At 67.1% G+C, this 23,380-nt stretch carries 19 protein-coding genes; 6 read left to right on the top strand and 13 right to left on the bottom strand.

The window, feature by feature from the left end; all coding sequences use genetic code 11:
* Positions 1–34 precede the first annotated feature (34 nt).
* Positions 35–1,276, bottom strand: coding sequence for a M20/M25/M40 family metallo-hydrolase (locus IP92_RS01680; protein ID WP_145872788.1), 1,242 nt, complete (start codon positions 1,274–1,276; stop codon positions 35–37).
* On the bottom strand, positions 1,273–2,490 hold the full coding sequence (locus IP92_RS01675) for a urate hydroxylase PuuD (RefSeq protein WP_145872787.1): 1,218 nt from the start codon (positions 2,488–2,490) through the stop codon (positions 1,273–1,275). Before IP92_RS01675 ends, IP92_RS01680 begins: the two co-directional genes overlap by 4 nt.
* 112 nt (positions 2,491–2,602) lie before the next feature.
* Here IP92_RS01675 and IP92_RS01670 point away from each other — a divergent pair, with 112 nt between their 5' ends.
* Positions 2,603–3,550: a LysR substrate-binding domain-containing protein gene (locus IP92_RS01670; protein ID WP_145872786.1), complete on the top strand. Its 948-nt coding sequence runs from the start codon at positions 2,603–2,605 to the stop codon at positions 3,548–3,550.
* An 82-nt stretch (positions 3,551–3,632) separates the two neighbouring features.
* Complete coding sequence (locus IP92_RS01665; protein ID WP_145872785.1) at positions 3,633–5,387, top strand: allantoate amidohydrolase; 1,755 nt, start codon at positions 3,633–3,635, stop codon at positions 5,385–5,387.
* Here the strand turns inward: IP92_RS01665 and IP92_RS01660 are convergent.
* Positions 5,374–6,099, bottom strand: a complete 726-nt coding sequence (locus IP92_RS01660; protein WP_145872784.1) for a sulfite exporter TauE/SafE family protein — start codon at positions 6,097–6,099, stop codon at positions 5,374–5,376. The two genes, IP92_RS01665 and IP92_RS01660, sit on opposite strands and share 14 nt — an antisense overlap.
* Before the next feature lie 86 nt (positions 6,100–6,185).
* Between IP92_RS01660 and IP92_RS01655 the strand changes: the two genes are divergently transcribed.
* Complete coding sequence (locus IP92_RS01655) at positions 6,186–7,085, top strand: LysR substrate-binding domain-containing protein (RefSeq protein WP_145872783.1); 900 nt, start codon at positions 6,186–6,188, stop codon at positions 7,083–7,085.
* A 50-nt stretch (positions 7,086–7,135) separates the two neighbouring features.
* On the top strand, positions 7,136–7,792 hold the full coding sequence (locus tag IP92_RS01650; protein WP_229418560.1) for a CatA-like O-acetyltransferase: 657 nt from the start codon (positions 7,136–7,138) through the stop codon (positions 7,790–7,792).
* Here IP92_RS01650 and IP92_RS01645 read toward each other — a convergent pair.
* The 9 genes from IP92_RS01645 to aptA all read right to left on the bottom strand — a co-directional run bounded on the left by IP92_RS01645 (position 7,775) and on the right by aptA (position 20,043).
* A complete protein-coding gene (locus tag IP92_RS01645) occupies positions 7,775–8,827 on the bottom strand; it encodes a serine hydrolase domain-containing protein (RefSeq protein WP_145872782.1) in 1,053 nt (350 codons plus the stop codon). The genes IP92_RS01650 and IP92_RS01645 overlap by 18 nt on opposite strands.
* Positions 8,827–10,074, bottom strand: a complete 1,248-nt coding sequence (locus IP92_RS01640; RefSeq protein ID WP_145873271.1) for a Zn-dependent hydrolase — start codon at positions 10,072–10,074, stop codon at positions 8,827–8,829. Before IP92_RS01640 ends, IP92_RS01645 begins: the two co-directional genes overlap by 1 nt.
* 20 nt (positions 10,075–10,094) lie before the next feature.
* Positions 10,095–11,501, bottom strand: coding sequence for a dihydropyrimidinase (hydA, locus tag IP92_RS01635; protein WP_145872781.1), 1,407 nt, complete (start codon positions 11,499–11,501; stop codon positions 10,095–10,097).
* The gene (locus IP92_RS01630) at positions 11,498–13,003 is read right to left on the bottom strand and encodes an NCS1 family nucleobase:cation symporter-1 (RefSeq protein ID WP_145872780.1); all 1,506 of its coding nucleotides are present in this window, start codon (positions 13,001–13,003) and stop codon (positions 11,498–11,500) included. Before IP92_RS01630 ends, hydA begins: the two co-directional genes overlap by 4 nt.
* A gap of 111 nt (positions 13,004–13,114) precedes the next feature.
* Complete coding sequence (gene preA / locus IP92_RS01625) at positions 13,115–14,416, bottom strand: NAD-dependent dihydropyrimidine dehydrogenase subunit PreA (RefSeq protein WP_199271806.1); 1,302 nt, start codon at positions 14,414–14,416, stop codon at positions 13,115–13,117.
* Positions 14,417–14,418: 2 nt separating this feature from the next.
* Positions 14,419–15,786: an NAD(P)-dependent oxidoreductase gene (locus IP92_RS01620; protein WP_145872779.1), complete on the bottom strand. Its 1,368-nt coding sequence runs from the start codon at positions 15,784–15,786 to the stop codon at positions 14,419–14,421.
* A 184-nt stretch (positions 15,787–15,970) separates the two neighbouring features.
* Complete coding sequence (locus IP92_RS01615; RefSeq protein ID WP_145872778.1) at positions 15,971–17,473, bottom strand: CoA-acylating methylmalonate-semialdehyde dehydrogenase; 1,503 nt, start codon at positions 17,471–17,473, stop codon at positions 15,971–15,973.
* A 12-nt stretch (positions 17,474–17,485) separates the two neighbouring features.
* Positions 17,486–18,601: an alanine dehydrogenase gene (gene ald, locus IP92_RS01610; RefSeq protein ID WP_145872777.1), complete on the bottom strand. Its 1,116-nt coding sequence runs from the start codon at positions 18,599–18,601 to the stop codon at positions 17,486–17,488.
* Between the two features lie 119 nt (positions 18,602–18,720).
* A complete protein-coding gene (gene aptA / locus IP92_RS01605; RefSeq protein ID WP_145872776.1) occupies positions 18,721–20,043 on the bottom strand; it encodes an omega-aminotransferase AptA in 1,323 nt (440 codons plus the stop codon).
* Positions 20,044–20,218: 175 nt separating this feature from the next.
* On the opposite strand from aptA, the gene IP92_RS01600 reads away from it, so the two are divergent.
* Both IP92_RS01600 and IP92_RS01595 read left to right on the top strand, forming a co-directional pair.
* Positions 20,219–21,682, top strand: coding sequence for an aminotransferase-like domain-containing protein (locus tag IP92_RS01600; protein ID WP_145872775.1), 1,464 nt, complete (start codon positions 20,219–20,221; stop codon positions 21,680–21,682).
* On the top strand, positions 21,675–22,325 hold the full coding sequence (locus tag IP92_RS01595) for a TetR/AcrR family transcriptional regulator (RefSeq protein ID WP_145872774.1): 651 nt from the start codon (positions 21,675–21,677) through the stop codon (positions 22,323–22,325). Before IP92_RS01600 ends, IP92_RS01595 begins: the two co-directional genes overlap by 8 nt.
* Before the next feature lie 18 nt (positions 22,326–22,343).
* Here the strand turns inward: IP92_RS01595 and IP92_RS01590 are convergent, their stop codons facing one another.
* Complete coding sequence (locus tag IP92_RS01590) at positions 22,344–23,375, bottom strand: choice-of-anchor A family protein (RefSeq protein WP_145872773.1); 1,032 nt, start codon at positions 23,373–23,375, stop codon at positions 22,344–22,346.
* Positions 23,376–23,380: the final 5 nt, after the last annotated feature.

Here is a 23,380-nt window from a genome sequence, read left to right as displayed (position 1 = left end):
TTTCGAGGGACAGTCCCCGTTTTTTGGAAACATTTCAGGTGTGGTCGGTGGCGAGCAGATCCAGCAGGGTCAGCGCGACGACTTTCGTGGCGCGGCGCAGGTCTTCCAACAGCAGGCGCTCGTCGGCCTTTTTCGCGTTCGATTCGGGCACGGTGCGGGGGCCGGCGCCGTACAGCACCGCTGGGATGCCATGCTCGCCGTACAGCCGGGCGTCCGCATACAGCGGCGTGCCCTGCGCGGGGATCGCCTCGCCGATCACGTCCAGCGCGTTCTTCTGCAGCGACGCGACCAGCCGCTCCGATCCCGGCAGCGGGCGCAGCGCGTGCGACAGCAGCAGGCGCCGGATCTCGATGCGGATGCCCGGCTCGTTCTTCACCGCTTCCTCGATCAGCGCGCGCACCTGCGCTTCGACCTCGACGGGGTCCTCTTCCGGGATCATGCGCCGGTCCATCTTCATCACGACCTTGCCCGGTACGACGTTGGTGTTCGTGCCGCCATCGATGCGGCCCACCAGCATCGTCGGCGAGTCGATGCCCGGCACCGTCGACTTGATCTTCTTCAGCGCCGGCAGCTGGCCGTAGATCGCGTTCAAGATCTTCGTCGCCGCCTGCAGCGCGTCCACGCCCGTCTCCGGCATCGCGCCGTGGCCGGACTTGCCGTGCACCGTGATCTCCAACTGCAGGCAGGCGTTGTGCGCGGTGACGATGTTGTACGAGAAGCCCGCGGCGATCACCAGGTCCGGCTTCGTCAGCTTCTGCTCGAGCAGCCAGCCGGGCCCCAGCAGGCCGCCGAATTCCTCGTCATACGTGAAGTGCAGCTCGACGCCGCCCTTCAGCGCGATGCCCAGCTCCTCCAGCGCACGCGTCGCGAAGATGTAGGTCGCGAAGTCGCTTTTCGACACCGCCGCCGCGCGGCCGTAGATGTAGCCGTTGTCGATCACGCCGCCGTACGGCGGATACGTCCAGCCGTCGCCGGGCGGCACCACGTCGCCGTGCGCGTTCAGCGCGACGGTCGGCCCGCCGGCATCGTAGGGACGGCGCACGATCAGGTTCGTGATGCTCTGCATGCCGTAGTCGCGCACTGCCCGATCGGGCACCGCGTGCTTTTCCGCGTACCAGCCGTAGTCGCGCACCAGCTCCGCCACGCGCTCGGCGTGGGGCGCATTGTTCCCCGGCGGCGTATCGGTCGGCACTTGCAGCACCTGCTGCAGGAAGGCCACTTCCTCGTCGAAGTGGTCGTCGATCCATGCAAGGAGTCGCTCGCGTGTCGTCATCATTTGGCTCCTGCCGCGAACCACGCGGCGATCCGGGCGCGCTCGGCGTCCGTCATGTTGGTGAGATTCCCGATCGGCATGGCCTTCAGTTCCACGACCTGCTGGTGGATCTGCGTGGCGCGCTGGCGGATCTGGTCGGGCGTGTCGAAGACGATGCCGGCGGGCGCCGTGGCGAAGCCGGGCTGCGTCGGATGCGCCGAATGGCAGGCGGCGCAGCGCTGGTCCATGATCGCCTTCACTTGCGCGAATTCGGCGGCGGGGTCGGCCTGCGCCGCGACGGCGGCCGGTTTCGACGGCGCGATCGCCACCGCGACGGCCAGCAGCAGCGCCACGCCGATCGCCGGGTAGCGCCACTCGATGCGGCCCTTATGGCGCAGGTTGAAGAAGTGGCGGATGAACACGCCGGCCGCCATGATCAGCGCCAGCACCAGCCACGCATGCGCGTGCCGGTACGTCATCGCGTAGTGGTTGCTGATCATGATGAACAGCACCGGCAAGGTGAAGTAGTTGTTGTGGACGCTGCGCTGCTTGGCGCGAATGCCGTGCACTGGATCGGGCTTGCCGCCGGCAAGCATCGCACCCACCATCTTGCGCTGGCCGGGAATGATCAGCATCGCGACGTTGGCCACCATGATCGTGCCGATCATCGCGCCCACGTGGATGTAGGCGGCGCGGCCGGACAGCAGGTGCGTCAGCGCGTAGGCCGCGGCGACCAGCAGCGCGAAGATCACGACGCCGAACCACAGGTCGTACCGGCCCAGTGGCGAGCGGCACAGCAGGTCGTAGACGATCCAGCCGGCCACGAGGAAGCCGATGCCGATGCCGACCGCCTGCCACGTCGTCAGGTCGGCCACCGCTTTGTCGACCATCATCGCCTGCGCGTTGAAGTAGTACGCGATCGTCAGCAGCGCGAAGCCGGACAGCCACGTCGAATACGCCTCCCACTTGAACCAGTGCAGTTCCTTCGGCAGCTCGGCGGGCGCCACCAGGTACTTCTGCGGGTTGTAGAAGCCGCCGCCATGCACGGCCCACAGCTCACCCATCACGCCCTTCTTCGCGAGCTCGGAGCCGGGTGCGGGCGGGCGAATCGAGTTGTCGAGCCAGACGAAGTAGAACGATGCGCCGATCCAGGCGATACCGGTGATGATGTGCAGCCAGCGGACGAGGAGGTTGGCCCATTCCAGGCCATAGGGTACGAGGTAGCCGAAAGCTTCCATGCGGGAGGTGGTCAGAAGAGTGGCAATTTACAGAAGATAAACGCAGAGCGGTTCACGCGACATGAAAAAGCGCGTATATTCGACATATCCGTGTCGTTATAACCACAGCCTCATGTCCGCCCTGCCGCAACACCTCGACATCCACCTGATCCGCATCCTCTACCTGCTGCTGGTGGAGAAGAACGTGTCGCGCGTGGCGCTCAAGCTCAATCAGCCGCAGCCCTCGATCTCGGCCTCGCTGCGCAAGCTGCGCGAGCTGACGGGCGACCCGCTGCTGGTGCGCGGCGCGCGCGGCATGGTGCCCACGCAGCACGGCGAGAGCCTGCTGAAGCCCGCCAAGCGCATCCTCGACGAGACGGAGAACCTGTTCGTCAAGAAGACACCCTTTGAACCGCAGGAAGAAGCCCGCACGTTCAACATCGCCGCGCCGGACTACCTGGACAGCCAGTTCCTGCCCAGCGTCGTCGCGCAGCTGCGGCGCGGGTCGCCGAAGAGCCGCGTCGTCATCCACAGCCTGGGCCCGGGCGTCGACTACATCCGCATGCTGTCCGATGGCGACATGGACCTCGTTATCGCCAACTGGGACGAGCCGCCGCAGCACCTGCACATCTCGAAGCTGTTCGAGGACCCGATCGTCTGCACGATGCACGCCGCCTGCCCGTACGCGAAACGCACCGCCGGCGACGCGATGACCTTGCAGGACTACCTGGCGCTGCCGCACGTCGCGCCGTCGCAGATCGTGCAGGGCTACGGCGGCGTCATCGACGCCTTCCTGGAACGCCAGGGCCTGCGCCGCAACGTCGCGGTGGAATCGGCCTACTTCGGCCTGATCCCGTACATGCTGACGCAGACCGACCTGGTGCTGACGACCGGCCGCCAGTTCGTGCGCTTCTATGAAAAGACGCTGCCGCTGAAGACCTTCACCGTGCCCGTCAAATTCCCGCCTATGCGCTTCTACCAGCTGTGGCACGAACGGGTGCACCAGGCGCCGGAGCACAAGTGGCTGCGCGACCAGGTGACGGCGGCGGCCAAGGCGCTCGTCACGAAGTCATCACCATGACGCGATACACGCTATAACGGATCGGCGGGCCGCGGCGCGTCCGGTCGGGCTATCATCGGCGCTTAACCTGGGATACCTATCGATGGCCACTTCACTCTCCTACCTGAACACGTGCCCGCCGGCCGACTTCGTGCAGGCGCTGCACGGCATCTACGAACACTCGCCGTGGATCCCCGAACGCGCGGCCAGCGCTCGCCCGTTCGCCACGCTGGCGGCGCTGAAGCAGGCCTTGCAGGCCGCGGTGACGAACGCCTCGGCCGACGAGCAACTGGGCCTGATCCGCGCCCACCCCGAGTTGGCCGGCAAGGCCGCGATCGCGGGCCGGCTGACGGCCGAATCGACCAGCGAGCAGGCCAAGTCCGGCCTGAACCAGTGCAGCCCGGAGGAATTCGCGACGCTGCAACAGCTGAACGCCGACTACAACGCGAAGTTCGGCTTCCCGTTCATCCTCGCGGTGAAAGGCCCGACGGGCCAAGGCCTCACCCGCCAGGCCATCATCGCCACGTTCGCGCGCCGCCTGAAGAACGCGCGCGGCGCCGAAGTCGCCGAATGCCTGCGCCAGATCCACCGCATCGCCGAGATGCGCCTGAACGACTTGCTCGGCGTGCAGCTGGCCTATGGCCCGGCCATCATGCAGTGGGCCGAGGAGCTCGCGCAGTGGAGCGACGATGCCGACGGCCTCACGTGCGCCTACATGACGGACGCGCACCGCAAGACGGCCGCCCGGCTGGCCGAGTGGATGCGCGAGGCGGGCATGCAGGTGACGATCGACGCGGTCGGCAATGTCGTAGGCCGCTATCCGTCCGACGTGCCAGGCGCGAAGACGCTGATCACCGGTTCGCATTACGACACGGTGCGCAACGGCGGCAAGTACGACGGGCGCCAGGGCATCCTGCTGCCGCTGGCGATCGTGCGCGACCTGCATGCGCGCGGCGAGAAGCTGCCGTTCCACCTGGAGGTGATCGGCTTCGCGGAAGAGGAAGGCGTGCGCTATCGCAGCACCTTCCTGGGCAGTAATGCGGTGACGGGCCGCTTCGACGTCAGCCTGCTCGATGCGGTGGATGCGGATGGCGTGACGATGCGCGCGGCGCTGCAGGCGGCGGGGCACGACACGAACGCGATCGCCGGCATCGCCCGCAATGCGGACGACGTGCTGGCCTACGTCGAGGTCCATATCGAACAGGGCCCGGTGCTGCTGGAGCGCGGCTTGCCGCTGGGTGTCGTCACGGCCATTGCCGGCAGCTCGCGCTACCTGGTCGAGCTGACGGGCGTGGCCAGCCATGCGGGCACCACGCCGATGGCCATGCGCAAGGATGCGGCGGCCGCCGCGGCCGAAATCGTGCTGCTCGTCGAACAGCGCTGCGGGCGTCAGCCTGCTCTCGTCGGCACCGTCGGCCAGCTGGCGGTGCCGAACGGCTCCGTCAACGTGGTGCCAGGCGCGTGCCGCCTGTCGCTGGACATCCGCGCCGCGGAGGATGCGGTGCGGCTGGCAGCCGTCAAGGACGTCCTCGACGGCATCGCGGCGATCTGCACGCGGCGCGGCATCGAGTACGCGCTGGAACCCATCGTGCAGGCACCCGCCGCGCCGTGCGCACCCTGGCTGATGGACCAGCTGGGCGCGGCGGTCGAACGCAGCGGCCTGCCCCGCTTCGACCTGCTGTCCGGCGCCGGGCACGATGCGATGGCGATGGCCGCGCTGACCGACGTGGCGATGCTGTTCACACGCTGCGGCAACGGCGGCATCAGCCACAATCCGCTGGAGACGATGACGGCGGACGACGCGGACATCGCCGCCACCGTGCTGCTCGACTTCCTGCGCCGGTTCACACGGCGCTGATGGCGAGGTGGGCGCCGAGCAGGAACAGCGTCACGAAGAAGCAGCGCCGGAACAGCTCGGGGCGCATCGCGGCACGCAGTACGCCACCGAGCGCCATGCCGGCCAGCGCCGGCAGCTGCGCGAGGAACGACATGCCCGCGGCCGCCAGCTCCCAGTTGCCGTGCCTGGCCAGCAGCACGGCCAACGCCATCGTCGACACGGTGAACGACAGCCCCATCGCCTGCACCAGTTCTTCCTTGTCCATCTCCAGCGCCTGCAGATAAGGCACGGCCGGCAGCACGAAGACGCCCGTCACCGCCGTCAGGATGCCGGTCGCGATGCCGGCGACGGGCCCCAGCCACGGCTCCTGCTCCGGACGCACCCGCCAGCGCCACGATGACAATCCAAGCAGCGCATACAGCACCAGCGCGCAGCCCAGCACCGCCTTGCCGTCGCCGGGCCCGAACAGCGCACCGCCGGCCAGTGTGCCGGCACACACGCCCAGCAGCATCGGGCGCAAGCGCAGCCACACGGCATACAGGCCCTGGCGCGCCAGCATCTGCCATACATTCGTCAAAAGCGAAGGCACCACGAGGATCGCGGCGGCCTGCAGCGGCGGCATCACAAGGCCCAGCAAGGCCATCGCCACCGTCGGCAATCCCATGCCGGTGACGCCTTTTACGAGCCCCGCCAGCAGGAACGCCACGCAGATGTACAAGAGATTATTTTCCATGGCCGCAGTATGCCGTTGCCGGGCCGCCGCCGGAATGTGGAATATACTTGGCCAGCCTTCGGCTAATCCGTAGGCACCTCGACTCTATGCGCTTCGATCTCACCGACCTGAAACTGTTCCTGCGCGTCGTCGAAACCGGCAGCATCACGGCCGGCGCGGCGCAGGCGCACCTTGCCCTTGCCTCCGCCAGTGCACGCATTCGAGGCATGGAGGATGCGCTGGGCGTGCCGCTGCTGCGGCGCAGCCGGCGCGGCGTGGAGCCCACCGAAGCCGGCCGGACCCTGCTGCATCACGCGCGGCTGATCGGCCAGCAGATGGAAAAGATGCGCGCCGACCTGGGCGAGTACGCCACGGGCCTGAAGGGCCATGTGCGCCTGTTGTGCAATACGTCGGCGCTGACGGAATTCCTGCCGGACCGGCTGGCCACATTCATGGCGGCGCACCCGCACGTCAACGTCGACCTGGAGGAAAAACTCTCCAGCGACATCGTGCAGGCGATACGCGACGAGCTCGCGGACGTCGGCATCTTCACGGACTGGGTCGACAGCAGCGGCCTGGAAACCCGGCTGTTCTGTGAAGACCGTCTCGTGCTGGCGTTGGGATCCGGCCACCCGCTCGGCAAGGGCTTGCGCAAGGGCGCCGCCCTGCCCTTTGCCGCCGCCGTCGAACACGACTTCATTGGGCTGGCCGGCGACAGCGCGTTGCAGCAGTACCTGGGCGACCATGCGGCGAAACTAGCCAAGCGGCTGCGCTACCGGGTGCGGGTGCGCAGCTTCGATGCCGTGTGCCGGATGGTCGCGAGTGGCGCCGGGTTGGCCGTCGTGCCCGAATCGGCGGTGCTGCGTTCGCGCGATTCCGCCAACATCAAGATGGTGCGGCTGTCCGATCCATGGGCCAGGCGCCGGCTGCTGCTGTGCATGCGCAGCTACGACGACCTGCCCGGCTATGCGCGCGAACTGGTCGACGCCCTGGCGGCTCACGGATGAGTTTTGTACACCTGTGCGACAATCGCGGCCGACAGGAGGATGAACAGTAAATGAGCATGCAACACTTCGAACGACGCCGCGACCGCTTCGACCTTTTCAATAATATGGAGAGCGCGGCGGTCAACATCTGCTTCCCGCTGGAGCTGCCGGATTACCGGCCATGGTGCAAGGAGCACGGCCTGGCGCCGTTCCACGTCTTCCTGTGCGCCGCGCTGCGCGCCACGCTCAAGATCGACAACTTCCGCTACCGGATGCACGAAGGCGAAGTGTTCATGGTCGACCGCCTGACGCCGTCGTTCACCGTGATCAACGAGCACAACGACCTCAATTTCGCGATGTTCGAATGGTCCGACGACGTGCGCACGTTCGTCGCGCGCGGTATCGCCGCCCGCGAGGAGGCGTCGAACATGACGGAGCTGAACCTGCGCTACCGTGCGTTGTCGCCCCGCGAGGCGAAGCACCAGGTGTTCGTCACCTGCATCCCGTGGCTCGCGTTCACATCGATCCAGCACCCGACCGCGACCTTGGCCTCGCCCGACATTCCGTCGCTCGCCTGGGGCAAGTTCCGCGCCGGCGCGCCGGGCGAACTGGTGCTGCCGTTCTCCGTGCAGGCCCACCACGGCTTCGTGGACGGCCTGCACATTCATCAGCTGGCGCAGCAGATCGCCGCGGAGCTGAACGCGATCATGTCAACGTCCCCGCAGTAGCTCCGGCACGATGTGCGTCGTCAGCAGCTGCTCGCTGAGCGCGTGCGCACCCTTGGCGCGATAGTTGGTCGTCGTGATCACCACCACGGCATCCTGCTCCGGCAGCACGTACACCTTGTTGCCGCCCATGCCCGACATCGCGTACGTCGGCACCGTCCGGCCGGCCGCCGGGAACGACTGCAGCCACCACAGGTAGCCGTAGTCGACGCCTGCGCGCACGTTGGCATGCGGCGCAATGGAAGCCTTCACCCAGGCGGACGGGATCACCTGCCGCCCTTCCCACTTGCCGCCGGCCAGGTAGAGTTGCCCCAGCTTCAGCAGGTCCGCACTGCGCATGCCGATGCCGCCGCCCGTCATCGCACTGCCAAGCGGCTGCATCGGCCATTGCACGCGCTCGATGCCAAGCGGCGCGAAGAGCGCCTGGGCCGCGAAGGCGGGTACGCTGCGCCGCGTCGCCTTTTCCAGCACGGGGCCGAGCAAGGTCACGCCGGCCGTGCAGTAGCTCCATGCCCGGCCATAAGGCGACGCTTCCGGGCGCGGCGTCCATTCGGGGAAGCCGCGCACCGGCAGGTCGAGGTAGAAGCGGCTCCAGTCCTCCATCAGGTACATGCGCTCCTCGTTGCCGCGCGAGTACTCGTTGTTGTCGTCGCACTCGAGCATGGAGCTCATCGTCAGCAAGTCCTCGATCGTGATCCGACCCTTGCGCGCATCCGGATAGGCCAACGGTTCGCGGTCGCGGAAATACGGCAGCACCGGCGTCTCCGCCTTCAGCAGGCCACGCTCCACGGCAAGCCCCACGAGCATGCCAGCCACCGTCTTCGTGACGGAGCGGGTATTACGCAGCGCTTCGGCGCCACCCTCGTCGAAGTACTGCTCGTACAGCAGCTTGCCGTGCCGGGCCACCAGCACGCTGGTGACCTGCTGGTAGGTGCCCGCCTTGACGGTCTGCGTCACATCGTCGAACGGCGCCGCCCATGCGGCCTGCGCCGCGGTCAGCAGCACCACCGGCAACATGCACGCCAGTGGCCGGCGCATCAGACCACCTTCGCCCGCTCCAGCATCGCGTGCAGCAGCACGTTGCAGCCGGCTTCCAGGTGGGCCGGCTGGGCGTCCTCGATCTCGTTGTGGCTGATGCCGTCCTTGCACGGCACGAAGATCATGCCGGACGGGGCGAGGCGCGCCGCATAGATCGCGTCGTGACCGGCGCCGGACACCACGTCCATCGCCGGATAGCCCAGCTTCGCCGTCGCGCTGCGCACGGCGCCGACGACGTCCGGATGGAACGGGCAAGGCGGGTAGTACGACACGCGTTCCAGCTTGATGTCCAGGCCCGTGTCGCGCGCCGTCTGGTCGACGAACGCGGTGATCTCGTCGTGCATGCGGTTCAGCAGCTCGTCGCTGACGTTGCGCAGGTCGATCGAGAACTTCACCTGGCCCGGAATCACGTTGCGGCTGTTCGGGAACACCTGCATCATGCCGACGGTGCCGCGGCCATACGGCGGGTAGCGGTTCGCGATCGCCACCACTTCCGGGATGATCTTCGCCGCCACCTGCATCGCGTCGCGGCGCAGGTGCATCGGCGTCGGGCCCGCATGCGCTTCCATGCCCGTCACCGTGCAGTCGTACCACGACAGGCCCATCACGGCAGGCACGACGCCGATCACCTTGTCCGCATCTTCAAGCACGGGCCCCTGCTCGATGTGGGTTTCGAAATAGGCGCCGATCGGATGGTCGCCCGGCACCTGATCGCCACGATAGCCGATGCGTTCCAGCTCTTCTCCGACGGTCTTGCCGTCGACGTCCTTCGCGGCATACGCATGCTCCAGCGTGAACGCGCCGCAGAACACGCCCGAGCCCATCATCACGGGCACGAAGCGCGAGCCTTCCTCGTTGGTCCAGAATGCCACTTCGATCGGCGCCTCGGTGCGGATGCCATGGTCGTTCAGCGTACGCACCACCTCCAGGCCGGCCAGCACGCCGTAGTTGCCGTCGAACTTGCCGCCGGTCGGCTGCGTGTCGATGTGGCTGCCCGTCATCACGGGCGGCAGCGCATCGTTCGTGCCGGCGCGGCGCATGAACACGTTGCCGATCTGGTCGATCGTGATCGTCATGCCCGCTTCCCTGCCCCAGCGCACGACGAGGTCGCGGCCCTGGCGGTCCAGATCCGTCAGCGCCAGGCGCTTGACGCCGCCCTTGTCGGTGGCGCCGATTTGCGCCAGTTCCATCAGCGCGTCCCACAGGCGCTTGCCGTCGATGCGCAATGCCTCCGTCGTCATCGTCATGTCGTTCATGGTCGGTCCTTTCAGCGTGCGGTGATGGGAGAGAACGCGGGGGCAAACGCGGGCCGGTCGACGTGGCGGCCGGCGCCTTCGACGGCCATCAGTTCGCCCTGGTGGAACACGACCTTGCCGGCGGCGACCGTCGTGCTGGGTATGCCCTTCACGGTGCGGCCCTCGAACACGTTGAAGCCGCCCTTCGCGAACTGCGTCTTCGCCGAAATCGTGCGGGTGCCTTCCGGATCCCACACGACGACGTCGGCATCCGCACCCGGCACGATCGCGCCCTTGCGCGGATAGATATTGAAGATCTGCGCGGCGTTGGTCGACGTGACCCGCACGAACTCGGAAGGCGTCAGCATGCCGCTGTTGACGCCTTCGTCCCAGATGACGGCCATCCGGTCCTCGACGCCGCCGCAGCCGTTCGGGATCTTCGAGAAGTCGTCGCGGCCGGCCGCCTTCTGCTCGGCGCAGAACGTGCAGTGGTCCGTCGCCGTCGTATGCAGGTTACCGCCGCGCAGGCCCTGCCACAGCGCGCGCTGGTGCTCCTTGCTGCGAAACGGTGGGCTCATCACGTGGCCGGCGGCGAAATCGAAATCCGGATTCTGGTAGACGCTGTCGTCGATGATCAGGTGCCCCGCCAGCGCCTCGCCATACACGCGCTGCCCGGCCGCGCGGGCCCGCGCGATCGCATCCAGCGACTCCTTGCACGACACGTGCACGATATACAGTGGCGTGTTCAGCACACCGGCAATCGCAATCGCCCGGTTGGCCGCTTCCGCCTCGACGGCGGGAGGCCGCGACAGCGGATGCGACGACGGCCCGGTGAGCCCGCGCGTCAGCAGGTCGCGCTGCAGCTGGTACACCAGCTCGCCGTTCTCGGCGTGCACCGTGGGGATCGCACCCAGTTCCAGCACACGGCGAAAACTCCTCACGAGGGTTTCGTCGTCCGCCATGATCGCGTTCTTGTACGCCATGAAGTGCTTGAAGCTGTTGACGCCATGGTCACGCACCAGCACGCCCATTTCCTCGTGCACGCGGTCGGACCACCACGTGATCGCGACGTGGAACGTGTAGTCGCCGGCCGCCTTCGCGGCCCAGCCGCGCCACTGGTGGTAGGCCTCGAGCAGCGACTGCTGGGGATTCGGGATGACGAAGTCGATGATCGTCGTCGTGCCGCCCGCCAGGCCGGCCGCCGTGCCGGTATAGAAATCGTCGGCCGTCACGGTGCCCATGAACGGCAGGTTCATGTGCGTATGCGGGTCGATCCCGCCCGGCATCACGTACTGGCCTGACGCGTCGATCACGCTGGCCGATGCGGGTGCCTGCAGGCCTGCGCCGACGGCGACGATCTTGTCGCCGTCGCACAGCACGTCGGCCTTGAAGTGGCGGTCGGCATTGACGACCGTACCGCCGCGGATGAGGATGGTCATTGCGTGTCTCCGTTCAGGACTGGGGAAGCGGCCTGCATACTCGGCGCCCGCATCAGCGCGCCGTACACGACGGCGGCGATGGCGATGCCGACGAACCAGGCATAGGTATAGATCGTCTTGAATGCGCCGCCGACGTCCGGGAACGCGGCGGGGAACGCGGCGTTCAGGAAGCCGGGGATGTTCGGCACCACGCCCGCCACGAACGCCGCGATCGCCGCCGTGTTCCAACCGTTGCGGTAAGAGTAGATGCCGGTCTCGCGATACAGCTCCGGCACTGCCAGCTCCGTCTTGCGCACGAAGTAGTAGTCGACGATCAGCACGCCGGCGATGGGGCCCAACAGGGCCGAGTAGCCGATCAGCCACGTGAAGATGTAGCCCTGCGTCGTTTCCAGCAGCTTCCACGGCATCATCGCCAGCGCGATGCCGGCCGTGAGGTAGCCGCCGGTGCGGTAAGAGATACGCCTCGGTGCCAGCGCCGAAAAATCATAGGCCGGGCCGACGAGGTTCGCGGCCAGGTTCACGCTGACCGTGTCGATCAACAGCACGACCAGCGCGACCAATACGGCGGCACCCGTCATCCGCGCGGCCAGGTCGACCGGGTCCCAGATCGCCTTCCCGTACAGGACGATCGTGGCGGACGTGACGATCACCGCCAGCGCCGCCAGCAATCCCATCGGCACCGGCAGTCCGACGGACTGGCCGACGATCTGGTCCTTCTGCGATGCGGCAAAGCGCGTGAAGTCGGGGATGTTCAATGCCAGCGTGGCCCAGAAGCCCACCATCGCCGTCAACGACGGCCAGAATGCCGTCCAGAACTGCCCCGCTTTCGCGCCACCTGGCGCGAACTGCGAAGGTTGATTGAGCAGCGGACCGAAGCCGCCCGCCTTCTCGTACACCCACCACAGCAGCACGAAGCAGATCAGGATCTTCAACGGCGCCGTATAGGTCTCCAGCTTGCGGATCGCATCCATGCCGTGCACGATGTACCAGAACTGGATCGCCCAGAACGCCAGGAAGCACGCCAGCTGCGCACCGTTGATGCCAAGGCCCGCGATCTTGTCGCCACCGATCTGATGGCCCAACAGGACGCCGAGCAGCGTGTAGATCATCTGGCCGCCGAACCAGGTCTGGATGCCGTACCACCCGCACGCGACGATCGCCCGCATCAGCGCCGGCAGCCGCGCGCCGGACGTGCCGAACGACGCCCGCGCCAGCACGGCATACGGGATGCCGTACTTCGTGCCGGCATGGCCGATCGCCAGCATCGGCAGCAGCACGATCGCATTCGCGAGGAACACGGTCAGCACGGCCTGCCACGCCGACATGCCCGCCTCGATCAGGCTGGCGGACAGCGTGTACGCGGGAATGCACATCACCATGCCGACCCACAGCGCGGCGAAGTGGTACCAGCGCCATGTACGTTGCGCCGCGGAGGTGGGGGCGAGGTCGTCGTTCCAGAGGTGGGGGTTGGTGTTATTCACTACGGGTCTCCGGTGCGTCATGCTAAAGGCATCAGAACCAACGGCTGAGGCCGGGGTCAGACCCGTCGGGTCTGACCCCAGGGTTTGCAGTTGGGGTGAAGTTCTTCACTTGTGGCTCGCAAAGGTCAGCCGTTATGCCGCCGTCGGCACCTTCTCCGCCCTGGGATTCCTCGGATCCTGGGTCCAGTTCATGTACGGCTTGCCCGTCTGCTGCGGCATCATCGTGATGCAGTTCTGCACGGGGCACGTGATCTCGCACAGGTTGCAGCCAACGCATTCTTCCTGGATCACCTGGTAGGTGCGCTTGCCGCTCGCCTCGTCCACCAGCCGGGCGATGGCCTGGTGCGACGTGTCTTCGCACGCCACGTAGCAGCGCCCGCAGCCGATGCAGTCCTGTTGGTTGATCTGGGCGATCACCTTGTAGTTCATGTCCAGGTACTTCCAGTCCGTCGTGTTCGGCACCGCCTTGCCGCGGAAGTCCTCGATCGTCCGGTAGCCCTGCGCATCCATCCAGCGCGACAGGCCATCCTTCATCTCCTCGACGATGCGGAAGCCGTGCAGCATCGCCGCCGTGCACACCTGCACGCAGCCGGCGCCCAGGACGATGAACTCGGCCGCGTCGCGCCAGTTGCCGATGCCGCCGATGCCGGAAATCGGCAGGCCGCGCGTTTCCGGATCGCGGGCGATCTCGGCGACCATGTTCAGCGCGATCGGCTTGACGGCCGTGCCGCAGTAGCCGCCGTGCGTGCTGGACGAGCCCACCGTCGGCAGCGCCACCATCCGATCGAGGTCGATCGATGTGATCGAGTTGATCGTGTTGATCAGCGAGACGGCGTCCGCGCCGCCCTGATGCGCAGCGCGCGCCGGGTGCCGGATGTCCGTGATGTTCGGCGTCAGCTTGACGATCACCGGCAGCTTGCTGTGCTGCTTGCACCACGCGGTGACCATGCGCACGTAGTCCGGCACCTGGCCCACCGCGGCGCCCATGCCGCGCTCCGGCATGCCGTGCGGGCAGCCGAAATTCAGTTCGATGCCGTCCGCGCCCGTCGCCTCGACCTTCGGCAGGATGTCGGCCCAGTAGTGCTCCTCGCACGGCAGCATCAGCGACACGACGATCGCACGGTCCGGCCATGCTTCCTTGACGGCCGTGATCTCGCGCAGGTTCTGCTCCAGCGAGCGGTCCGTGATCAGTTCGATGTTGTTGAAGCCGATGACTTCGCGGTTCTTGCCGTAGATGGCGGAGTAGCGCGACGACACGTTGACGGCCGGCGGGTCTTCGCCGAGCGTTTTCCACACCACGCCGCCCCACCCCGCCTCGAAGGCGCGGATCACGTTGTAGGCTTTGTCGGTAGGCGGCGCGGACGCGAGCCAGAACGGGTTCGGCGACTTGATGCCGCAAAATTCGATGGCGAGGTTGTTGTATGCGTCGCTCATGATTACGCTGCCTCCAGGGTTGCTTGCAGATCGGTGTGGATGGCCAGCGCGGCCAGTTTGCCGTGCTGGACGGCCTGCACGGTCAGGTCCTGCCCCGGTGCCACACAGTCGCCGCCCGCGTAGATGCCCGGCAGCGCCGTGCGGAAGCGGTCGTCGACGTGGATCCGGTCGCCGTCGCGTTGCAGCAGCGTGGCCAGCGGATCGGCCAGCGACGCATCGGCCATCGTCTGGCCGATCGCCTTGAAGACGGCATCGGCCGCGATCTCGAACGTCTCGCCCGTGCCCACCAGGCGGTTGCCGTCCTCGCGCGTCTTCTCGAAGCGCATGCCGCGCACGCGGCCGTAACCGTCCAGCAGCACCTGTTGGGGCTGTGCCCACGTGACCATGCGCACCTGGTTCGCTTTCGCGATCTCCTGTTCGTGGTGCGTGGCGCTCATCGCATCGAAACCGCGGCGGTACACCAGCGTCACTTCTTGAGCGCCCAGGCGCTGGATCTGCACGGCCATGTCGATCGCCGTGTTGCCGGCGCCGATGACGAGCGCGCGCTCTGGCACAGGCAGCGCGGCCAGGTCGTCCGCCTGCCGCAGCGCGGCGATGTAGTCGACCGCCGCCAGCAAGCCCGGCGCATCCTCGCCCGTCAGCTTCAGCGCGCGGCTGGCGCCCAGGCCGATGCCGAGGAAGACGGCATCGTAGTTCGCGTGCAGGTCTTTCAGATGGAGGTTGTCGCCGAGGCGCTGGCCGTGGCGGATCTCGATGCCGCCGATCCCCAGCAGGAAGTCCACTTCCTTCTGCGCGAAGTCGTTGGTGAGCTTGTACTTGGCGATGCCGTACTCGTTCAAGCCGCCCGCCTTGTCCTGCGCCTCGAAGATGACGACGTCGTTGCCCAGCATCGCCAGCCGGTGCGCGCACGACAGCCCGGCCGGCCCCGCGCCGACGACGGCGATCTTGCGGCCCGTCGGCCGCGCGCGGCGGAACGGGTGCTCCGTGAAGCTCATGTTGTCGAGGGCATAGCGCTGCAACAGCGCGATCTTCACGGGCTGGCCTTCGGCATCGTGATTGCGCACGCAGGCGTCCTCGCACAGGATCTCGGTGGGACATACGCGCGCGCAGCTGCCACCGAGGATGTTCTGCTTCAGGATGCCGAGCGCCGCGCCATCGACGTTGCGGTCGTGGATGTTGCGGATGAAGCTCGCGACATCGATCTCACTGGGACAGATACGCGTGCACGGCGCGTCGTAGCAGTACAGGCAGCGCGCCGATTCGATGGCAGCCTGGCGCGCGTTCAACGGCGGCGCGAGATCAGTGAAGTGCGTGGCCAGCTCCGCGTTCGGCGTGCTGGGGTGCGGGATGTAGCTGAGTGAGTCGAGCATGGTTCTGGTTCCTGGCTGATGGCTGAACGAACTGTGGTGCTGGTCACTTCTGTGCGAGAGAGCCGCGAACAAACTTAGAACCAACGGCGAATGCTAGGGTCAGACCCGGCGGGTCTGACCCTGGGGTTTGCTTTGGGGTTCTGTCGGCGCTAACGGCTCGCTGGCCTTGCTTACTTTGTCTTGCTTACTTCATCTGCGGGAATGCAAATTCCGCGCCAGCGCTTGCAGTGTTTGGCCAGCGCTGCATCACGGCCTTGTGTCGCGTGTAGAAGCGCACGCCCTCGGGGCCGTACGCGTGGTGGTCGCCGAACAAGCTGCGCTTCCAGCCGCCGAAGCTGTTGAACGCCATCGGCACCGGCAGCGGCACGTTGACGCCGACCATGCCGGCTTGGATCTGCCGCACGAATTCGCGCGCCACGCCGCCATCGCGCGTGAACACCGCCACGCCGTTGCCGTACTCGTTCCGGTTGATCAGCTCCACGGCGCTGCCCACATCCGGCAGGCGCATCACGCACAGCACGGGGCCGAAGATTTCTTCCTTGTAGATCGTCATGTCCTCGGTCACGTGATCGAACAGGGTGCCGCCGACAAAGAAGCCGTTCGGCCTTTCCGCCACGCGGTAGTTGCGGCCGTCGACGACGAGACGCGCGCCCTGCTCGACGCCTTCGCCGATCAGGCGTTCGATGCGCTGCTTCGCGGCCAGCGTGACGACGGGCCCCATTTCGGCATCTTCAGCGGCACCGTCGCGTACTTTCAGTGCGGCCGTGCGCCGTTCCAGTGCGGCGACCAGCTTGTCGCCCGCATCGCCGATCGCGACGACGACGGAGATCGCCATGCAGCGCTCGCCCGCCGAGCCGAACGCGGCACCCATCAACGCATCGACGGCCATGTCCATGTCGGCATCCGGCATCACGACCATGTGGTTCTTCGCTCCGCCGAGGGCCTGCACGCGCTTGCCGCTGGCGGTGCCTTTCGCGTAGATGTACTCGGCGATCGGCGTCGACCCGACGAAGCTGACCGCCTGCACCTGCGGGTGGTCGAGCAGTGCGTCGACCACCACCTTGTCGCCCTGGACGACGTTGAACACGCCGTCCGGCAGCCCCGCTTCCTTCAGCAGTTGCGCATGCAGCAGCGATGGCGAAGGGTCGCGTTCCGACGGCTTCAGGATGAACGTGTTACCGCACGCGAGCGCGATCGGGAACATCCACATCGGCACCATCACGGGGAAATTGAACGGCGTGATGCCGGCCACGACACCGAGCGGCTGGCGCATCGACCACGCATCGATGCCGCGCGCGATCTGGTCGGTGAACTCGCCCTTCAACAGCTGCGGAATGCCGAGCGCGAACTCGACGACCTCGATGCCACGCGCCACTTCGCCGCGCGCGTCAGCCAGCGTCTTGCCGTGCTCGCGCGTCAGCATCGCCGCGAATTCCTCCGTGTGCTGCTGGCACAGTTGCAGGTAGCGCGCGAGGATGCGGGCGCGCGCCAGCGGCGGCGTGTCAGCCCAGGCGGGGAAGGCATCGTGCGCCGCCTGCACGGCGGCCGCCACTTCGTCCGCGGTGCCCAGCGCCACGCGCGCGACGGGTTCGCCGAGCGCGGGATTGTAGACGTCGCCGTAACGGCCGCCGCGCGTATCGCGCGGCGCGCCGCCGATGTAATGGGTGATGGTAACGAGGTCGCTCATCGGAATGCTCTTTCAGGAGAGGAGGGTTTCGGGCGGCACGAAGTCGTAACCCAGGTCGCGGGCCACCGCTTCGTACGTCACCTTGCCCTGGCAGACGTTCAAGCCGTTCTTCAGGTGCGGGTTGGCGGCCAGTGCGCCGCGCCAGCCCTTGTCCGCCAGGGCGACGGCATGGGTGATCGTTGCGTTGTTCAATGCGAACGTGGACGTGCGCGCCACGGCGCCCGGCATGTTGGCGACACAGTAATGCACGACGCCGTCGATGACGAACGTCGGTTGCTCGTGCGTGGTCGGGTGCGACGTTTCGAAGCAGCCGCCCTGGTCGATCGCCACGTCGACGACGACGGCGCCCTGCTTCATTTGCGCGACCATCGCGCGCGTGACGAGCTTCGGTGCCGCCGCACCGGGCACCAGCACGCCGCCGATGACGAGGTCCGCATCCAGCACGGCTTCCTCGATCGTGTGCGCGTTCGAATACATCGTCTGCACACGGTTGCCGAACACGAGGTCGAGCTGGCGCAGGCGTTCGACGTTCTTGTCCAGCACCGTCACGCGCGCGCCCATGCCGACGGCGATCTGCAGCGCATTGGTGCCCACGACGCCGGCGCCGATGATGGCCACGTGGCCGGGTGCCACGCCAGGTACGCCGCCCAGCAGCAAGCCCATGCCGCCCTTGGATTTTTCCAGGTGCGCGGCACCGGCCTGCACGGCCATGCGCCCCGCCACTTCGCTCATCGGCGCCAGCAGCGGCAGGCCGCCATGCGGCCCGGTGATCGTTTCATATGCGATGCAGACGGCGCCGGACTTCACCAGCGCCTTCGTCTGCTCCGGGTCCGGCGCCAGGTGCAGGTAGGTGTACAGGATCTGGTCCGGGCGCAGCATCGCGCACTCCTGCGGTTGCGGTTCCTTGACCTTGACGATCATGTCGGCCCGCTCGAAGATCTCGCGCGCCGAGTCGACGATCGTCGCACCGGCCGCCGCGTACAGCGCATCGGTGAGGCCGATGGCCGCGCCGGCGTTCTGCTGCACCAGCACGGCATGGCCGCGCAGCGTGAGTTCCTTCACGCTGGCCGGGGTCAGGCCGACGCGCGATTCCTGGTTCTTGATTTCCTTTGGTACGCCTACGAGCATGATTGTCTCCTTTGTGGGGAATGCGCGGTGAGAGCTGGGGTCAGGTCCCGCGCAACGGGACAGCGGATTTTGTCCACCGCCAGGCACGCGGGACCTGCCCCCTGATGTAAGTCTCAGGGTTAATCGAGCTCCTTCAAAATCTTCGCCAGCTTGCCGAACAACTCGTCGATGTGCGCCTTCTCGAACACGAGCGGCGGCGACAGCGCGATGATGTCGCCCGTCACGCGGATCAGCACCCCGTCCGCGAACGCCTTCTTGAATGCGCCATAGGCCCGCGCGCCCGGCTTGCCGGGAATCGACGCCAGCTCGATGCCGGCGATCAGGCCGATGCAGCGCAGGTCGATCACGTGCGGCAGGCCCTTCAGCGAGAACACGGCGTCGACCCAGTATTCCTGCAGGCCCTGCGCGTGGTCGAGGATCTTCTCTTCCTCGAACACCTCCAGGGTGGCCAGCGATGCTGCGCAGGCCAGCGGGTGGCCCGAGTACGTGTACCCGTGGAACAGTTCAATTCCCGCCGGCGCATCCATGAACGCGTCGTGCACGAAGCTCTTCGTGAACACGGCGCCCATCGGCACGGTGCCGTTGGTGAGGCCTTTCGCCGTCGTCATCATGTCCGGCTCGACGTCGAAGTAGTCGGACGCGAACGGCGTCGTCATGCGGCCGAAGCCCGTGATCACTTCGTCGAAGATCAGCAGGATGCCGTGCTTCGTGCAGATCTCGCGCAGGCGCTTCAGGTAGCCCTTCGGTGGAATCAGCACGCCGGTCGACCCGGCCACCGGCTCGACGATGACGGCGGCGATCGTCGACGCGTCGTGCAGCGCGACGATGCGTTCCAGCTCGTCCGCCAGGTGCGCGCCGTATTCCGGCTCGCCGCGCGTGAACGCGTTCTTCTCCAGGTTGTGCGTGTGCGGCAGGTGGTCCACGCCCGGCAGCAGGGTGCCGTACGGCTTGCGGTTCGCGGCGATGCCGCCGACGGAGATGCCGCCGAAGCCCACGCCGTGGTAGCCGCGCTCGCGGCCGATGAAGCGGGTGCGCGACGCTTCGCCGCGTGCCTTGTGGTAGGCCAGCGCGATCTTCAGCGCCGTATCCACCGCCTCCGAGCCGGAGTTCGTGTAGAACACGTGGCCGTAGCGGTGGTTCGTGTAGGCCATCAGTTTCTCGGCCAGCGCGAAGGCCGCCGGGTGGCCCATCTGGAACGTCGGCGCGAAGTCCAGCTGGCCGACCATCTCGCGCACGGCGGCGACGATCTTCGGCTGCGCATGGCCGCACGGCACGCACCACAGGCCGGCGGTACCGTCGAGAATCTGGTTGCCGTCGACGTCGCGGTAATGCACGCCGCTGGCCGACACCAGCAGCCGGGGGCTGGCCTTGAAATCGCGGTTGTTCGTGAAGGGCATCCAGAACGCGGCCAGCGATTCGGGACGGGACGTGCTTGCGTTCATGCTGTCTCCTGTCAGGGCGTGGCGGGCATCGGACGCCCGTCAAAATTCTTTACCAGTTGGCAAAATGATGATGCAATAATAGACACGCCATTCACTATGGCACATATACACAATCGGAAAAACCTTCCAACCGTACAGGTCTCAAAAACACTACAGTTTGATGCTGGAACGCACGATGGAAAATCAAGCGAACATTGCGCAAGATCAAACCGCGGCCACCGCCTGGCCCGTGATCGCCATCGAGCGGGCCAGCAAGGGCAGCCTGGTCGACAAGATCGTCGCGGTGCTGACGGCGATGATCGCCGGGAAGGAACTGCGGGTCGGCACGAAGATGCCGTCGGTGCGGCTGTTCGCGAAGTGTAATGGCGTCAGTACCTTCACGGTCGTCGAGGCCTACGACCGGCTCGTCACGCAGGGATTGCTCAGTTCGCGGCGCGGCTCCGGCTATTTCGTCGCCAGGCAGGACGTGGCTCCCCAGCTGGCCCCCGCCATCGCGGCCGGGCCTGCCGCCGTCGATGCGCTGACGCCGGAACTGTACTCCGGCGTCACGGACGCGCTGCCGGTCGGCGCCGGCTGGCTGCCGCCGGAGTGGTATGGCGAGGACACGATCCTCGACGCGGTGCGCCACGCGATGCGCATCCCGGCCAACCGGCTGCGCGGCTATGGCCACCCGCTCGGCTTCCCGGCGCTGCGCCAGCACATCGCGGCGACCTTGACGGACGAGCTGTTCCCCCTTGACGCCGAGCAGGTGCTGCTGACGCACGGCGCCACGCACGCGTTCGACCTGGTGCTGCGCACGCTGACCCGGCCGGGCGACACGGTGTTCGTCGAGGACCCCGGCTACAGCAACCTGCTGTCGCTGATCCGCCACCACGGCTGCAACGTGGTGGGCATCCCGCGCGGCGCCCAGGGCCTGGACCTGGAAGCGCTGGCCGAGCAGGCGCGCCGCACGCAACCGCGCCTCATGTTCGTCAACACGGTGCTGCAAAACCCGCTCGGCACGTCGCTGTCGCAGGCGCAGGCGCACCGCCTGCTGGCCCTGGCCGAGCAGTTCGACTTCTGGCTCGTCGAGGACGACATCTACCGCGAGCTGGCCGGCAAGGGCGAGGCGTCGCTGGCCGCGATGGACGGCTTGCGCCGCGTGATCCGCGTCGGCAGCTATTCGAAGACGCTGTCGCCCGTGCTGCGCGTGGGCTCGATCTGCGCGTCAGGCTCGCTGATGCCGGAACTGGTGCGGGTGAAGATGCTGACGGGGCTGACGACGTCCGAAGTGAACGAGCGCGCGGTCTACCACGCGGTGACGGCGCGGCCGTACCGGCGCATGGTCGAGAAGCTCGTCGCCCAGCTGGATGCCGGACGGGAACGGACGATCGAGGCGCTGGCCGACGTGGGCATGGCGCCGCTGGCGCGGCCGCGCGGCGGCATGTTCGTCAGCGCCGGCTGGGATGCCGCGCCGACGCAGGCCTGCAACGGCCGCACGATCGCCGACGAGGCGCTGCGCGCCGGGATCCTGCTGGCACCCAGCGAATTCTTCCTGCTGCGGCCGAGCGAGACGATCTGGTTCCGCTTCAACGTCGCGTATGCGCACGAGCGCGCGCTGCGCACCTTCCTGCGCTCGATCCGGAGCAGCCATGAATGACCGCTCGCCTGGCGTGGCGTCGCGCCGCATGCAGAACCGCGACCGGCTCGAGGCCGACGTCGCCGCCGTCGCCGTGCGGGTGTTCGCCGAATGCGGCTACGAAGGCACGTCGGTGGCCGCGATCGCCGAGCAGGCCGGCCTGTCGAAGCAGAACCTGATGTACTACTTCCCCACCAAGCAGGCGCTGTACGAGCGCGTGCTCGACGACGTGCTGGACGAATGGCTGGCGCGCATGTCCAGCCTGGCCCAGGCGGCGCCCGATGCCGAGCCGGCCGACGTGCTGCGCGCCTACGTGCAGGCCAAGCTGCGCTTCTCGCGCGAGCAGCCGTACGCGTCGCGCGTGTATGCGATGGAAGTGATCAGCGGCGCCCAGCTGTACGGGCAGCAGATCAAGCGGCGGGTCGTGCCGGTGCTGCGGCGCGATATCGAGGTGTTCGAGCGGTGGATCGCCGCGGGCCGCATCGCGCCCGTCAACGCGACGCACCTGCTGTTCGCGATCTGGGCGATGACGCAATCGTATGCGGACTTCGCGGCGCAGATGGCGCTGGTGCTGGACCGGCGCCAACTGCTGAAGAAGGATTTCGACGAGGCCGAGGACACCATCGTGACGATGGTGCTCGCGGCCGTGCGGCCTCAGGCCTGAGCGGCCTCGGGGTCGGGCTTAGCCCCGGCGGCGCAGGCGCACCGCGCCGATCACGGCGAGGCCGGCCAGCAGCAGCGCGACCGTGTCCGGCTCGGGTACCGCGGCCGCCACGAAGTCGACGTTGCCGGTGAAGGCCTGCAGGTGGATCTCGCCATACTGCTTCAGGTCGTGCACGTACACGCCGCCCTCGATGTTCTGGTAGTTGGTCAGCAGCGCGTCGGTCGCCAGCACGGCGCCGCCGAACTGGCTGCCGATCGTCAGGTTCGTCGCATCGTAGAAGTTCCAGATCGTCTTGCTGCCGATCGCCTGCGCGCCGCCGCCGAGGAAGTTGGCGCTGATCGACGCGGTCTTCACGTCCGTGTTCAGGATCACGGTGGTGGCGCCGTTCAGGTTGAACTGGAACTCGCCCAGCTTGAACAGCTGCTCGTCGATCGCGGTCAGGTCGAACACGGCGACGCCGCTGCTGTTGGGCTTTGCGTTGAACACGGCCTTGTTGCCCTGCATGGTCACCTTGCTGTCCGTCGATTTCAACGTCGACATCGCGGTGGACAGGTTGCCCAGCACCTTGCCGAAGTCGGTCGACGTGGCGGCCGCGCTGCTGGCCTGCATGGCCGTCGTCGGCGACGTGGCACGGCCACCGTTGAAGTTCGTGCTGCTGGCGGTGCCGGCCACGTAGGCGGCGCCGTTGAAGTTCGTGTTGGCCACGCCGCCCTTGACGACCGACGCGCCCGAGTTGACGGTGGCGTTGGCCAGCGAGCCACCGACGACGGCACCGCCGCCGTTCACGTGCAGGTTGCTGGCGGAGCCGCCCGCCGTCAGGCCGGCGTAGCTCGACGCTGGAGCGCTGGACAGGTGCTGGCCGTAGTCGCCGCCGGTGACGGAGCCGGCGGCCCACGTGCGGCCGTCCACGTGCGATTGCGAGTTGATCGTGTCCAGCGAGACGACGTTCAGCTGGTTCAGTACCTGGGTGGCCGTCAGGGGCTTGCTGGTGGCCGCATGCGCGGCGAACGTGCTTGCCAGCAGGGCGGCAAAGAGAGTGGGTCGGAACATGTGAT

Origin of the sequence: Pseudoduganella flava (assembly GCF_007830495.1) — a bacterium.
GTDB lineage: Bacteria > Pseudomonadota > Gammaproteobacteria > Burkholderiales > Burkholderiaceae_D > Rugamonas > Rugamonas flava.
Note: the sequence above shows the minus strand (reverse complement) of the source record. Positions and strands in the feature narration are given on the sequence as shown.

What these genes read in the sequence shown, in the direction of transcription:
- IP92_RS01670 (WP_145872786.1), top strand. Translation starts at nt 2,603, where the DNA reads ATGTCCGCCCTGCCGCAACACCTCGACATCCACCTGATCCGCATCCTC.
- IP92_RS01600 (WP_145872775.1), top strand. Translation starts at nt 20,219, where the DNA reads ATGGAAAATCAAGCGAACATTGCGCAAGATCAAACCGCGGCCACCGCC.
- IP92_RS01615 (WP_145872778.1), bottom strand. Translation starts at nt 17,473, where the DNA reads ATGAGCGACCTCGTTACCATCACCCATTACATCGGCGGCGCGCCGCGC.
- IP92_RS01650 (WP_229418560.1), top strand. Translation starts at nt 7,136, where the DNA reads ATGAGCATGCAACACTTCGAACGACGCCGCGACCGCTTCGACCTTTTC.
- ald (WP_145872777.1), bottom strand. Translation starts at nt 18,601, where the DNA reads ATGCTCGTAGGCGTACCAAAGGAAATCAAGAACCAGGAATCGCGCGTC.
- IP92_RS01645 (WP_145872782.1), bottom strand. Translation starts at nt 8,827, where the DNA reads ATGCGCCGGCCACTGGCGTGCATGTTGCCGGTGGTGCTGCTGACCGCG.
- hydA (WP_145872781.1), bottom strand. Translation starts at nt 11,501, where the DNA reads ATGACCATCCTCATCCGCGGCGGTACGGTCGTCAATGCCGACCGCCAC.
- IP92_RS01595 (WP_145872774.1), top strand. Translation starts at nt 21,675, where the DNA reads ATGAATGACCGCTCGCCTGGCGTGGCGTCGCGCCGCATGCAGAACCGC.
- IP92_RS01590 (WP_145872773.1), bottom strand. Translation starts at nt 23,375, where the DNA reads ATGTTCCGACCCACTCTCTTTGCCGCCCTGCTGGCAAGCACGTTCGCC.
- preA (WP_199271806.1), bottom strand. Translation starts at nt 14,416, where the DNA reads ATGAGCGACGCATACAACAACCTCGCCATCGAATTTTGCGGCATCAAG.
- IP92_RS01665 (WP_145872785.1), top strand. Translation starts at nt 3,633, where the DNA reads ATGGCCACTTCACTCTCCTACCTGAACACGTGCCCGCCGGCCGACTTC.
- IP92_RS01640 (WP_145873271.1), bottom strand. Translation starts at nt 10,074, where the DNA reads ATGACGATGACGACGGAGGCATTGCGCATCGACGGCAAGCGCCTGTGG.
- IP92_RS01620 (WP_145872779.1), bottom strand. Translation starts at nt 15,786, where the DNA reads ATGCTCGACTCACTCAGCTACATCCCGCACCCCAGCACGCCGAACGCG.
- IP92_RS01630 (WP_145872780.1), bottom strand. Translation starts at nt 13,003, where the DNA reads ATGACGCACCGGAGACCCGTAGTGAATAACACCAACCCCCACCTCTGG.
- IP92_RS01655 (WP_145872783.1), top strand. Translation starts at nt 6,186, where the DNA reads ATGCGCTTCGATCTCACCGACCTGAAACTGTTCCTGCGCGTCGTCGAA.
- aptA (WP_145872776.1), bottom strand. Translation starts at nt 20,043, where the DNA reads ATGAACGCAAGCACGTCCCGTCCCGAATCGCTGGCCGCGTTCTGGATG.
- IP92_RS01675 (WP_145872787.1), bottom strand. Translation starts at nt 2,490, where the DNA reads ATGGAAGCTTTCGGCTACCTCGTACCCTATGGCCTGGAATGGGCCAAC.
- IP92_RS01660 (WP_145872784.1), bottom strand. Translation starts at nt 6,099, where the DNA reads ATGGAAAATAATCTCTTGTACATCTGCGTGGCGTTCCTGCTGGCGGGG.
- IP92_RS01680 (WP_145872788.1), bottom strand. Translation starts at nt 1,276, where the DNA reads ATGATGACGACACGCGAGCGACTCCTTGCATGGATCGACGACCACTTC.